This window comes from Microbacterium paraoxydans, assembly GCF_020524545.1.
In the GTDB taxonomy this organism is placed as follows: Bacteria; Actinomycetota; Actinomycetes; order Actinomycetales; family Microbacteriaceae; genus Microbacterium; species Microbacterium paraoxydans_C.
The window spans coordinates 861,717-873,575 of record NZ_JAIVLG010000001.1; the positions used below are offsets into that span (position 1 = coordinate 861,717).

Sequence of the window (11,859 nt, forward strand, 5' to 3'; positions counted from 1 at the left end):
CGCGGGTCAGTCGGGCAGGAGGTGCTGTTGCCGGTCCAGTACCGCGTCGCGCACGCGGGGGAACAGCGGATGCTCGGGGTCGAGCCCCGTCGTGCGCGTCGTGAACGCGGTGGCGTCCTCGGTGCGCAGCAGCGCCTGCAGCTCGACCGACTGCTCGTCGGCGGGATCGTCGAATTCGAGCGCGGCGGCGACGGCGGCCACGAGGGCGTCCGTCGGCAGTTCGCGTTCCGCAGCCATCGCGGCGGGGCCGATGAAGCGCTCGTGGCGCGAGATCTTGCGCAGCGGTTGACGGCCCACGCGCTGCACGGTGTCGACGAGTGCGGGGTTGCGGAAGCGATCCAGGATGGTCGCGCGGTAGGCGGCCAGGTCCGCGGGGTCGAGTCCGTGCTCCGCCACCAGCACGGCCGAGGTCTCCTCCAGCGCCGCAGCGACGCTCGAGGCGATCACCGGATCGGCCAGGGCATCCGAGATGCGCTCGATACCCGCGCGCGCACCGAAGTACGCGGTGGCGGCGTGCCCTGTGTTCACGGTGAAGAGCTTGCGCTCGATATAGGGCGCCAGATCGTCGACGAAGTGGGCGCCGGGGATGTTCGGCAGCGCGCCGTCGAACGGACCGGCCTCGATGGCCCACTCGAAGTACGGCTCGACCGTGACGTCGACGCCACCGTCCACAGGCTGTGCCGGGACGATGCGGTCGACCGCGGTGTTCGCGAAGACCGCGCGCGCGAGCACCTGGTCGGCCTCCGCTCCGGCCGCGGCGACGACCTCGCGGCGCAGCAGGTCGGTGGCGCCGATCGCGTTTTCGCACGCCATGACCTGAAGCGGAGCGGCATCGGGGGAGCGGAGGGCCAGCCCTGCCACGATCGACGGAGCCACGAACCGCAGAACGGTCGGCCCGACCGCGGTCGTGACGACGTCTGCCGACGCGATCTCCTCCGCCACGGCCACCGGATCGGTGCGGCTGTTGACGGCGCGGAAACCGGTGACGATGTGATCGGTCCCTCCGGGTCCGGCCTCGTGCACGGTGTACTCGGAAGCCGCGTTGATCGCGTCGACCAGGGCATCGGCGACGTCGGAGAACACGACCTCGTACCCGCCCTGGCGCAGCAGCAGACCGACGAACCCGCGTCCGATGTTGCCGGCCCCGAAGTGGACCGCCTTCATCCCTCGTTCACCTCCGAGAGGAGGGTGTAGAGCTCGTCCGCTGTCTGCGCGGCCGAGAGCCGCGCCACGTCGTCCTCCTCGGAGAACAGGATCGCGATCCGGGAGAGGATCTCCAGGTGCTCGTCGCCGACACCGGCGATGCCGATCACGAACGTCGCGGGGTCGCCCGACCAGTCGACCCCGCCGTCGTAGCGGACCACCGACAGCGCGGAGGCGAGGATCGCGTCCTTCGCATCATTGGTGCCGTGCGGGATCGCCAACCCGTTGCCCATGAAGGTCGAGACCGTCTCCTCGCGCTGTCGCATCGCATCGACGTAGGCCGGGGTGACGGCTCCGGCGGCGACGAGGATGTCGGTCGCCTCCTGAAGGGCCTCGTCCCTGGTCGCGCTTCCCGGATGGATGCGTACCTGTTCGGGGGTGAGAACGCTCATTCTGCTTCCTTTCGCTGCTCGCGCACCATCTCCACGACCTCGTCGTACTTGGGCGAGTTCATGAAGTTGTCGACCGACACATGGACCGAGTCCGGCGACTTGGCCGTCGCGCGCTCGGTGAGCTGCTGCTGGGTGATCACCACGTCGGCCGTACCGTCGAGGTTCGCGATCGCCTGGTTGGTGACCGTGATGTCCTCGATCCCCGCCTTCTTGAGCTTGTTCCGCAGGACGCTCGCGCCCATGGCGGAGGAGCCCATCCCGGCGTCGCACGCGAAGACGATGCGCTCGATGGGAGTGGTCGCCACCGCGGTGGTGGCCGGGGCGGCTGCGGAGGCAGCCGTGGTCGCCGTCGATGTGCGCAGCGCGTCCATCGCGGCGGACGACTTGCCCTTGTTCGCCTCGGTCTGTGCGATCGCGGCACCGAAGGAGTCACCCTCGGCTTCGAGGTCGCGCTTGCGCGAAGCCCGCAAGATGACGCCGGTGATGAGGAACGTCACGGTCGCCGCGATGATGACCGAGAGGTATACGACGAGGAGGTTGCCGACGCCGGGTCCGATGGCTGCGGCGGTCACGGCGATGATGCTGCCGGGGGCGGCAGGGAAGGCCAGCCCGCCGCCGAGGACCATGTTCGTGGTGACACCGGCGGCTCCACCCGCGATGAGGGCGAGGATCGTGGTCGGCTTGCTCAGCGCGTAAGGGAAGTAGATCTCGTGGATACCGCCGAAGAACTGGATGATCGCCGCTCCCGGAGCCGAGGCCTTCGCGGCGCCCACGCCGAAGAAGGTGAAAGCGAGCAGCAGGCCGAGGCCGGGCCCGGGGTTCGCCTCGATGAGGAACAGGATCGACTTGCCGGTCTCCGCCGCCTGCTCGATGCCCAGCGGTGTGAACACGCCGTGGTTGATGGCGTTGTTCAGGAACAGGACCTTCGCCGGCTCGACGATGATGGACACCAGCGGCAGCAGGTTGAGGGCGACGAGCCAGTCGACGGCTGCTCCCAGCACGGCGCTGATGCCGAGCATGACGGGGCCGAACGCGAAGAACCCGACGATCGCGAGGATCATGCCCAGGATTCCCGCCGAGAAGTTGTTGACCAGCATCTCGAAGCCGGGGCGGATCTTGCCGTCCCACAGGCGATCCACCTGCTTCATGATCCAGGCGGCGATCGGCCCCATGATCATGGCGCCCAGGAACATCGGGATGTTCGTGCCGACGATGACACCGACGGTCGCGATCGTGGCGACGACGCCCCCGCGCTCGCCGTAGACCATACGGCCGGCCGTGTTCGCGATCAACAGCGGCAGCAGGTAGGTGACCATCGGACCGACCAGGCCCACATAGGCCAGGATGTTGCCGTCAGCGCTCTCGGCGACGGCTGTCATCGCGCCCTGCCACCCGATGACAGCGGAATCGCCGCCACCGCCGATGATCTCGGCGACTCCGGCCCAGTGCCAGCCGAAGGGACTCTCAGCGCCGAAGAAGCCCTTCGGGATGAAGAGCATCGTGATGAAGCCCCAGGCGATGAAGGCCGCGATGTTCGGCATGATCATGCCCGAGAGGAACGTGCCGAAGCGTTGCACTCCTACGCGGACGCCGCCGGATCTCGTGGCGGCAGGTGACGTCGTCGTCATGATGTCGTCTCTTTCTTGTGGAGGGTGATTTCCGCGGCGCGTGTCGCCACGGCGGTTCGGGCGGAGGAGGCGTCGTCAGCGGCCAGGGCGGCTTCGGCGAGGCTCCGCGCCTCGGACGGGGTGTGTTCGGAGAGGGCGTGTCGAACGTCGGCCAGCGCGGACGGGGCCATCGAGAGGCTCGTGGCGCCGAGCCCGACGAGCACGACCGCCAACAGTGGATCCGCCGCTGCTTCGCCGCAGATGCCGACGGGCTTCCCGAGACGCGCTCCCGCATCACCGACCTCCCGCACGAGGCGCAGGACGGCGGGATGCCAGGGATCCTGGAACCCCGCGACGGAGCCGAGCATGCGGTCCGCCGCCATCGTGTACTGGGTCAGATCGTTGGTGCCGATCGAGGCGAAGTCGGCGTGCGCGAGCACGCGATCGGCGAGCAGAGCGCTCGCCGGGATCTCCACCATGACGCCGGCGGTCTTCAGACCGTACTCGCGGGCGAGATCCGTGAAGTACCTGGTCTCCTCGACGGTGGCGACCATGGGGGCCATCACCCAGAGGTCGGCGTCGGTCTCGGCGTCCGCCTCGGCGAGGGCCGTGAGCTGCTCGCGGAGGATGTCCTCGCTCGCCCGCAGGGCCCGGAGGCCCCGAAGACCCAGCGCGGGGTTCTCCTCGTGGGCGTCGTTGAGGAAGGCCAGGGGCTTGTCCGCTCCCGCGTCCAGCATTCGCACCACGACCTTCTTGCCGGGAAAAGCAGCCAGCAGCTCGCGGTAGGACTCGCGCTGCTGGGCGATGGTCGGCGCCTGGGCCGAAGACAGGAACAGGAACTCGGTGCGGAACAGCCCGACGCCCTCGGCCCCCCGAGCGACCGCATCCGCGGCGTCTGCGGGCTTCCCCAGATTCGCGAGCAGCGCGACAGGCGTGCCGTCGGCGAGGGCGCCGGGAGTCAGCGGGGCGGCATCGGCCGCACGACGGGCGGCCGCGCGCTCGGTGGCACGGCTCTTCTCCTCGTCGGTGGGCTCGCGGGTCACGACGCCAGCGGCCGCATCCACGATCACCGTCTCGCCGGTCACGAGCTGCGTCCCGTCCGCGACGCCGACGATCGCGACGATGCCCTTCTCCCGGGCCAGGATCGCGGTGTGCGAGGTGGGGCCACCATCGGTCGTGATCAGTGCGAGCACCTGATCCAGGTCGAGCAGGGCGGTGTCGGCCGGGGCGAGGTCGCGCGCGACCAGGACGAACGGGTGCCCCGGGTTCGGGACGCCGGGAGCGTCGACGCCGCGGAGGTGCGCGAGCACACGCTGAGCGATGTCATCGAGGTCGGCTGCACGCTCGCCGAGGTATCCGCCGACGGCCTCCAACGTCGCGCGGAAGCCCGCGAAGGCGTCGTGCACGGCCCACTCGGCGGTCGCGCCGGCATCGATGCGGGTGTCGACCTCGTCCTGGAGAGTCGGGTCCTCGGCGATCATCGCCTGCGCCTCGAGCACTTCCTGAGCAGAGCCTCCTGCGGTCCGGCCGCGCTCGTTCAATTCGCGGGCGACGGTCGCGACGGCCTCGTGTACGCGCGTGCGCTCGGCGTCGGCCCCCGCGGTGCTGGGCGAGTTCTGCGGAGCGGGCATCGCCTCGGACATGCGGATGACCGGTCCCTGTGCGACGCCGAGACCGATCCCCACCCCCCGCAGCTCACTCATCCGGCGGCCTCCTGATCGTGGTCCGTGGTGAGGAGCTCGGTGAGGGTGTCGAGCACGCCCTCCGCGCCGTCCCCCTCGGCCGTGAGCGTCACGTAGTCGCCGTACTCGACCGCCAGGGCGATGACACCGAGGATGCTGGCCGCGTTGACCGGCTTGCCTGAATCCTTGGCGATCGTGACGGCGACGCCGGAGTCCTTCGCTGCCTGCGCGAACAGCTTCGCCGGGCGGGCGTGCAGTCCGTGGGAGGAGCCGATCCGGACGGTGCGGGTGGCGGTCATGATGTTCCTTTCGAGGTGTCGCCGGCGGCGAGGATCGACCGGGCGTAGGTGAGGGTGCGGATGCCGTCCCGGTCGGCGAAGACGTCGCCGGGGAGCATCGCGACGGGCGCGTGCGCGCTGGCGCGGATGGCGTCGAGCCGGTCGCTCAGGTGTGGGCCGACGAGGACGAGGTCGACGTCGGAGTCCGGCACGGAGCTCTCCATCCCCGCCGTCGCTTCCCAGCCGAGACCGGCAGTCGCCGCCGCCTTGCTGAGCCGCTGTGCGACGAACGTGCTCGACGCGCCGGCGCCGCACACCACGAGGATCCTCATCGATTCCCACCTTCCTGAGAACAGTCTGTGAACCGGAGGAAACCTGCGCCAACAGGTTCCTTTCCGCCCCCGCGGAACGGTGCCTTCCGCCCGAGCACCTCGGCAAGCTGACATCATGGAGACCACGTCGAGACAGTGCGGTCAGCACGCGGGAAGGGAAGGCTCATGTCGCGCCAGCGCCAGGACCAGCTCCTCGGCGTGCTGCTGCGTCAGGAGAACTGGGCGACGGCGGGAAGCCTCGCCGACCTGCTCGGGGTCACCCCGCGCAGCATCCGCTCCTATGTCGCCGCTCTGAACGCGCGGACGCCCGGTGCCGGCGTGATCGAGTCGGGCCCGGCGGGCTACCGCGCAGGGCCGGGGGCGCGGGGAGCGCTCCGCCGACGACAGACCGGGGAATCGGCGCCCCGCGACCGTCTGCATACGCTCGTGCGACGGCTCCTGGATGTGCCATCGGGGATCGACGTGTTCGACACGGCCGACGAGCTGCACGTCAGCGAGGCCACGCTCGAAGCGGACCTGGTCCGCGTGCGGGGTCTGCTCGACGGCACCGAGCTCGTGCTCGAGCGCGACCGGGAGAACGTGCGTCTCCGCGGTGACGAGGCCGCGCAGCGCCGACTGCTCAGCCGACTGGCCCACGACGAGATGGACGATGCCTCGTTCCACCCCGAGACCTTCCGTCGCGCCCTCTCGGGCTCCGCGGTCGCCGCCAGCGCTGTGGGGCCCTTCAAATCCGCGCTGGTCCGGGAACTGGGCGAGCTCGGCTATTACGTGAACGAGCTCGCGATCGCCGATGTCCTCCTCCACATCGCCATCGCGGCGGAGCGCGTCGCCGCCGGACACGCGCTCGACTCCTCACCGGCTGGCGCGCGGGAGGAGATCCCGCGTGTCGGTGCGGTCATCGCCCGCTTGGCGTCCGAGCACTTCTCGGTCGTGCTCGGCGAGGGCGACAGCGGTCACCTCGCCTCCCTCGTGCTGACCCGCATCGTCGCGCCGGGGGAGGACGCCACCCGCGAGGTCGCGCGCAGCGGCGTGGACCCGACGGTCGAAGCCGCCGTGCGGGCGGAGATCAGCCGGGCGGCCGAGGACTTCCAGGTGGATCTGGTCGACGAGACGTTCGTGCTCCGACTCGCACTCCACGTGCAGAACCTGCTGCGGCGGGCCGAGGAGAGCGCGCTGACGCGCAACCCGCTCACCCGCTCGCTCAAGACGACGTATCCGATGATCTTCGAGGTGGCGGTGTCGATCGCGAGCGGACTCCACGATCGTGTCGGGACACCCATCCACGACGATGAGATCGCCTACATCGCGATGCACGTGGGCGGGAGGCTGGAGCGCAGCCGCAAGGCCGAGTCGATCCTCACGGCCACGATCGTCTGCCCCGGGTACCACGAGCTGCACGAGCTGCTCCGTTCGAGTGTCGACCGCTCACTGGGGTCGGCGATCGAGGTCACCACCGTCGTGACCAACGTCGACCCCGACTGGGCGTCGTTCGGCACCGACCTCGTCCTCAGCACGATCGAGCCGGGTCAGGCGGGTGACCGCTTCGTCAGGATCCAACCGTTCCTGACCGACGCCGACGTCGATCGGATCCAGCAGGCCGCTGCCCGGGTGCGCCGGGGACGACGGCTCACCCGGCTCCGTGGCGAGCTCGCCCGCTATTTCTCGGCGGAGGCCTACGTGTTCCCGCTCCCGGATGAGGGGGAGGAGGCGATCATCCGCCGTCTCGGAGGGTTGCTGATGCAGGCGGGGCTCATCGGCGAGGACTACATCGAGAACACGATCGTGCGGGAGCGGATGTCGTCGACCGCGTTCACGGACGCGCTGGCCGTCCCTCACGCGTTGCAGATGACGGCGACGCGGACGGCCATCGCCATCGGCGTGGCGGACGGGTCGGCGGCGTGGGGCGAGGGCCGCGTGCAGGTCGTCGCGCTCGCCGCGTTCAGCGAGAGCGACCGCGCGGCGTTCCAGACCGTGTTCGAGCAGCTGGTCGAGGTGTTCAGCGAACGCGAGAGCGTGCAGCGGATCGTCCGACGGGGGTCGACGTTCGAGGCGTTCCTCGATGAGCTCGTCGCCGTCATCGACGGCTGACCCCGCCGTCACTCCCGCGGGGCGAGCACCTCGGCGAGCTGGTCCAGGACGTCCTCCGCGCCGTCGGAGGCCGTCGTCTCGAGCACCACGGCATCCCCGGACGAGATCCCGAGATCCATCACGGCCAGCACACTGCTCAGGTCGACGGTGGTGCCGTCTTCCGTCCGCAGGGTCACGGGCGCGCCGTGCGACTGCACGAGGCGCACCAGTTCTGCCACCGGACGGGCGTGCACGCCGTTGTGGGCACTGACGATCAGGCGTCGGACGGGCATGTCAGGTGCGCTCGTCGAGCAGGGTCCGCACTCCGGCCTCGAGCTCTGCGACAGCCGCCCCGGCGGCTTCGGAGGAGTCGGCACGAGCGTCGATGTAGACCTTGAGTTTGGGCTCGGTGCCGCTCGGACGCACGATCACACGGGAGCCATCGCCGAGACGATACCGCAGCACGTCCCCGGAGGGTGCGCCGGGGGCAGCGTGCATCAGGTCTTCGGCCGAAGTGATCGCACGACCGGCGATGCTCGTCGGCGGCAGCGTCCGCAGGGCGAGCATGACGTTGCCGATGACCGCCAGGTCGTCGACGCGCACCGATACCTGCCCGCTGGCGAAGTGCCCGTAGGTCTCTCCCAGCTCGGCGAGCAGGTCGACGAGCGTCGCTCCGCGGTCTCGGGCCTCGGCGGCGAGTCCGAGAATCGCGACCGCTGCCGACACCCCGTCCTTATCGCGAACCGTCTCCGGATTCACGAGGTAGCCCAGGGCCTCCTCGAAGCCGAACACGATTCCCGGTGCGCGCGAGATCCACTTGAATCCGGTGAGGGTCTCGTGGAAGTCGAGTCCGTGGTGGCCGGCGACGGCGGCCAGGCCGGGGGAGGAGACGAGGGAGCACGCGAGGGAGGCACCGGGGGTGCCGGAGGCCGCGCGTGCGGCACGCGCTCCGAGCAGGAGACCGACCTCGTTGCCGGTGAGCCGACGCCAGCCGCCGGCGGCCGTCTCGTCCGGAACCGCGACGGCCAGGCGATCGGCGTCGGGGTCGTTGGCCAGGATGAAGTCCGCCTTCACCCGCCGGGCCCGCGCGAAGGCCAGGTCCATCGCCCCCGGCTCCTCCGGGTTCGGGAAGGAGACCGTGCGGAAGGTCGCATCGGGCGTGAGCTGCTCATCCACGACGAAGGGCTGCGGGTAGCCCGCTTGGCGCACGATGCGCGACAGCGTTTCCCATCCGACCCCGTGCATCGCCGTGTAGACCCACCGCATACCGGTGGCAGCGGCGGGCGCGGGGGCCACGGCAGCGGTGGCCGCGACATAGGCGTCGACGACGTCCTCGCCGGCGGTCTCGTACTCCGTCGAGCGCGGCAGGGCGGCGACAGGGCCGGCGTCGGCCGTGCGCTGGATGTGGGCCGCGATCTCGGCATCCGCCGGGGCGACGATCTGCGAACCCTGGTCGGCCCCTCCGAGGTAGACCTTGTAGCCGTTGTCGTTCGGCGGGTTGTGGCTCGCGGTCACCATCACACCGGCGTCGGCGCCGAAATGTCGCACGGCGAAGGCGAGCACGGGCGTCGGCAGCAGGCGCGGCAGCAGGATCGCGCGCAGACCTGCGCCGGCGAACAGTTCCGCCGAGTCGGTCGCGAACACGCGGGAGTTGCGTCGACCGTCGTAGCCGATCACGACGGTCGGGGTGGTGCCGGGCGCCTTCTCGCGCAGATACGCCGCGAAACCGGCTGCTGCCTGGGCGACGAGCACCCGGTTCATCCGGTTGCTGCCGGCGCCGAGCTCACCGCGCAGGCCCGCGGTGCCGAACTCCAGGCGTCCGCGGAACCGGTCGTCGAGCTCTGCGACGGCCTCGGCGTTCCCGGCGGATGCCCGGGTGATGAGGCCCGCGAGCTCATCGCGCGTCTGGTGATCCGGGTCCTGGCGCAACCAGGCGCGCGCCTGTGCGAGCCGCTCCTCGTTCACAGAGCCTCGACCACCTTCGCCAGGAGCGCGGAGATCACCGGCTCCGCCTCGCGACCGGCCTCGATCACCTCGGCATGGCTCAGCGGCGTCTGCTGGATACCCGCGGCGAGGTTCGTGATGAGCGAGAAGCCGAGGATCTCCATTCCGGCCTCGCGGGCGGCGATCGCTTCGAGCGCGGTCGACATGCCGACGATGTGGCCGCCGATGTGCTTCGCCATCTGCACCTCGGCCGGTGTCTCGTAGTGCGGACCGCGGAACTGCGTGTACACACCCTCGTCGAGCATCGGATCGATGGTGCGCGCGATGTCGCGCAGACGCTTCGAGTACAGGTCTGTGAGGTCGACGAACGTCGCGCCCTCGAGGGGCGAATCGGCCGTGAGGTTGATGTGATCGCTGATGAGCACGGGCTGGCCGGGTTTCCACGTCTCGCGGATGCCGCCGGCGCCGTTGGTGAGCACCATGATCTTGGCACCCGCGGCCGCGGCGGTGCGGACGCTGTGCACGACGCGCCGGACGCCATGGTCCTCGTAGTAGTGCGTGCGTGCGCCGATCACCAGGACGTTCTTGCCGCCGGGTGTGCGGATGCTGCGCAGCGTGCCGACGTGGCCCTCGAGTGCGGGCTTGGAGAAGCCGGCGACCTCGGTGGCGGGGATCGTGGCGACCGTCTCGCCGATGATGTCTGCGGCCTTGCCCCAGCCGCTGCCGAGGGTGAGCGCGATGTCGTGATTCTCGACGCCGGTCAGACGCGCGATGTCGGCGGCGGCCTGCGAGGCGACCTCGAACGGGTTCGCGGTCGGGTCGTCGAGGGGGTTGCTGTGCGTTTCGGGCATGGATCCACTCTAGGAAGGTGCAGGCTCGGGGGCCAGGATTGGGGAAGAATGGATTCCATGTCTTCCACCACTTTCGAGCGCACTCAGCGCGTCGCCGTCCTCGGCGGCGGTCCCGGCGGTTACGAGGCGGCCCTCGCGGCCGCTCAGCTCGGGGCCGAGGTCACCCTGGTCGAGCGGGTGGGGGTCGGTGGATCGGCTGTCCTCACCGACGTGGTCCCGTCCAAGAGCCTGATCGCGACGGCGGATGCCGCCGTCGCCATCTCCGAGGCGAGCGACCTCGGCGTCAACTTCTATGCCAAGGGGGAGAACGGCAAGCCCCTCAAGCCCGAGATCGCGATCAACCTCGCGGCCGTCAACAAGCGCCTCCTGGCCCTCGCCGGTCAGCAGTCGGAGGACATGCGTGCCACGCTCCTCGAGGCCGGTGTCCGCATCCTCTCCGGACACGGACGGCTCGAAGGGCCGACCGCGATCGTCGTGTCGACCGGTCAGGGCGGCACCGATTTCGACCGGGTCGAGGCAGACACCATCGTGGTGGCCGTGGGGGCATCGCCGCGCGAGCTCGACTCGGCCAAGCCCGACGGCAAGCGCATCCTCACCTGGACGCAGCTCTACGACATGAAGGCGCTGCCCGAGCACCTGATCGTGGTCGGATCGGGGGTGACCGGAGCGGAGTTCGCTTCGGCGTACATGAACCTCGGTGCGAAGGTCACGCTCATCTCCAGTCGCGAGCAGGTGCTCCCGGGGGAGGACCAGGATGCCGCGCGCGTGCTGGAGAAGGTGTTCAAGCGCGGCGGGATGCAGGTGCTCTCGAAGTCTCGGGCCGACAAGGTGGAGGTGACGAAGGACGGCGTGACCGTGACGCTGTCCGACGGGCGCACAGTCGACGGCAGTCACTGCCTGATGGCGGTCGGCTCGATCCCGAACACCGCGGGCATCGGCTTGGAGGAAGCGGGCGTCGAGCTCGATGATTCGGGTCATGTGCGTGTGAACCGCGTCGCGCGCACCTCGGTGCCCAACATCTACGCGGTCGGCGACTGCACGAACTTCTTCCCGTTGGCCTCGGTCGCCTCCATGCAGGGACGCACGGCGGTGTTCCATGCGCTCGGCGACATCGTGATCCCGCTCGAACTGATCAAGATCACCTCAAACATCTTCACGGCACCCGAGATCGCCACCGTGGGGTTCTCCCAGAAGGATGCCGAGGACGGGGTGACCGATGGTCTCGTCTACAAGCTTCCCCTCGCCGCCAACCCCCGCGCCAAGATGATGGGCATCAAGGACGGCTTCGTCAAGATCATCGCCCGCAAGGGGTCCGGCACCGTGATCGGTGGGGTGATCGTGGCGCCGAAGGCCTCGGAGCTGATCTACCCGATCGCCGTGGCCGTCGAACGTCGTCTCACGGTGGACCAGGTCTCGCGGGTGTTTGCCGCCTATCCGTCGCTGTCGAGCAGCATCACCGACGCGAGCAGGGCGATGCACCTCGTCAACATCTCCTGAGTCCCG

11 protein-coding genes are annotated in these 11,859 nt (G+C 69.8%); 2 read left to right on the forward strand and 9 right to left on the reverse strand.

Going from position 1 to position 11,859, the window contains the following annotated elements; all coding sequences use genetic code 11:
* Window positions 1-6: 6 nt before the first annotated feature.
* From LC041_RS04250 to LC041_RS04275, 6 genes are read right to left on the reverse strand one after another with little or no spacing between them, the layout of a single operon-like run.
* Window positions 7-1,164: a mannitol-1-phosphate 5-dehydrogenase gene (locus LC041_RS04250; protein ID WP_226531701.1), complete on the reverse strand. Its 1,158-nt coding sequence runs from the start codon at window positions 1,162-1,164 to the stop codon at window positions 7-9.
* Window positions 1,161-1,595, reverse strand: a complete 435-nt coding sequence (locus tag LC041_RS04255) for a PTS sugar transporter subunit IIA (RefSeq protein ID WP_226531702.1) — start codon at window positions 1,593-1,595, stop codon at window positions 1,161-1,163. The genes LC041_RS04250 and LC041_RS04255 overlap by 4 nt, the downstream gene beginning before the upstream one ends.
* Window positions 1,592-3,223, reverse strand: a complete 1,632-nt coding sequence (locus LC041_RS04260) for a PTS mannitol transporter subunit IICB (protein ID WP_226531703.1) — start codon at window positions 3,221-3,223, stop codon at window positions 1,592-1,594. The genes LC041_RS04255 and LC041_RS04260 overlap by 4 nt, the downstream gene beginning before the upstream one ends.
* Window positions 3,220-4,905, reverse strand: coding sequence for a phosphoenolpyruvate--protein phosphotransferase (ptsP, locus tag LC041_RS04265; RefSeq protein WP_226531704.1), 1,686 nt, complete (start codon window positions 4,903-4,905; stop codon window positions 3,220-3,222). The genes LC041_RS04260 and ptsP overlap by 4 nt, the downstream gene beginning before the upstream one ends.
* A complete protein-coding gene (locus LC041_RS04270) occupies window positions 4,902-5,183 on the reverse strand; it encodes an HPr family phosphocarrier protein (RefSeq protein ID WP_047523581.1) in 282 nt (93 codons plus the stop codon). Before LC041_RS04270 ends, ptsP begins: the two co-directional genes overlap by 4 nt.
* Window positions 5,180-5,494, reverse strand: coding sequence for a PTS sugar transporter subunit IIB (locus LC041_RS04275; protein WP_226531705.1), 315 nt, complete (start codon window positions 5,492-5,494; stop codon window positions 5,180-5,182). The genes LC041_RS04270 and LC041_RS04275 overlap by 4 nt, the downstream gene beginning before the upstream one ends.
* Before the next feature lie 165 nt (window positions 5,495-5,659).
* Here LC041_RS04275 and LC041_RS04280 point away from each other — a divergent pair, with 165 nt between their 5' ends.
* Entirely contained in the window at window positions 5,660-7,582 is a 1,923-nt protein-coding gene (locus tag LC041_RS04280; protein WP_226531706.1) for a BglG family transcription antiterminator, read from the forward strand.
* An 8-nt stretch (window positions 7,583-7,590) separates the two neighbouring features.
* On the opposite strand, the gene LC041_RS04285 is transcribed toward LC041_RS04280, so the two are convergent.
* The 3 genes from LC041_RS04285 to LC041_RS04295 are packed head-to-tail and all read right to left on the reverse strand — an operon-like array spanning window position 7,591 to window position 10,356.
* Window positions 7,591-7,854, reverse strand: coding sequence for an HPr family phosphocarrier protein (locus LC041_RS04285; RefSeq protein ID WP_226531707.1), 264 nt, complete (start codon window positions 7,852-7,854; stop codon window positions 7,591-7,593).
* Between the two features lies 1 nt (window position 7,855).
* Window positions 7,856-9,526: a phospho-sugar mutase gene (locus LC041_RS04290; protein WP_226531708.1), complete on the reverse strand. Its 1,671-nt coding sequence runs from the start codon at window positions 9,524-9,526 to the stop codon at window positions 7,856-7,858.
* Window positions 9,523-10,356 (reverse strand): purine-nucleoside phosphorylase, encoded by an 834-nt coding sequence (locus LC041_RS04295; protein ID WP_226531709.1) that lies wholly within the window; start codon window positions 10,354-10,356, stop codon window positions 9,523-9,525. Before LC041_RS04295 ends, LC041_RS04290 begins: the two co-directional genes overlap by 4 nt.
* Before the next feature lie 48 nt (window positions 10,357-10,404).
* Here LC041_RS04295 and LC041_RS04300 point away from each other — a divergent pair, with 48 nt between their 5' ends.
* Window positions 10,405-11,853 carry an NAD(P)H-quinone dehydrogenase gene (locus LC041_RS04300; protein ID WP_226531710.1) on the forward strand — a complete coding sequence of 483 codons (1,449 nt, stop codon included), beginning with the start codon at window positions 10,405-10,407 and terminating at the stop codon, window positions 11,851-11,853.
* The last annotated feature ends 6 nt before the right edge of the window (window positions 11,854-11,859 follow it).

Excerpts from the sequence above, each read along its gene's own strand:
- LC041_RS04280 (WP_226531706.1), top strand. The coding sequence starts at position 5,660 with ATGTCGCGCCAGCGCCAGGACCAGCTCCTCGGCGTGCTGCTGCGTCAG.
- LC041_RS04285 (WP_226531707.1), bottom strand. The coding sequence starts at position 7,854 with ATGCCCGTCCGACGCCTGATCGTCAGTGCCCACAACGGCGTGCACGCC.
- LC041_RS04255 (WP_226531702.1), bottom strand. The coding sequence starts at position 1,595 with ATGAGCGTTCTCACCCCCGAACAGGTACGCATCCATCCGGGAAGCGCG.
- LC041_RS04295 (WP_226531709.1), bottom strand. The coding sequence starts at position 10,356 with ATGCCCGAAACGCACAGCAACCCCCTCGACGACCCGACCGCGAACCCG.
- LC041_RS04270 (WP_047523581.1), bottom strand. The coding sequence starts at position 5,183 with ATGACCGCCACCCGCACCGTCCGGATCGGCTCCTCCCACGGACTGCAC.
- LC041_RS04275 (WP_226531705.1), bottom strand. The coding sequence starts at position 5,494 with ATGAGGATCCTCGTGGTGTGCGGCGCCGGCGCGTCGAGCACGTTCGTC.
- LC041_RS04250 (WP_226531701.1), bottom strand. The coding sequence starts at position 1,164 with ATGAAGGCGGTCCACTTCGGGGCCGGCAACATCGGACGCGGGTTCGTC.
- LC041_RS04300 (WP_226531710.1), top strand. The coding sequence starts at position 10,405 with ATGGATTCCATGTCTTCCACCACTTTCGAGCGCACTCAGCGCGTCGCC.
- ptsP (WP_226531704.1), bottom strand. The coding sequence starts at position 4,905 with ATGAGTGAGCTGCGGGGGGTGGGGATCGGTCTCGGCGTCGCACAGGGA.
- LC041_RS04260 (WP_226531703.1), bottom strand. The coding sequence starts at position 3,223 with ATGACGACGACGTCACCTGCCGCCACGAGATCCGGCGGCGTCCGCGTA.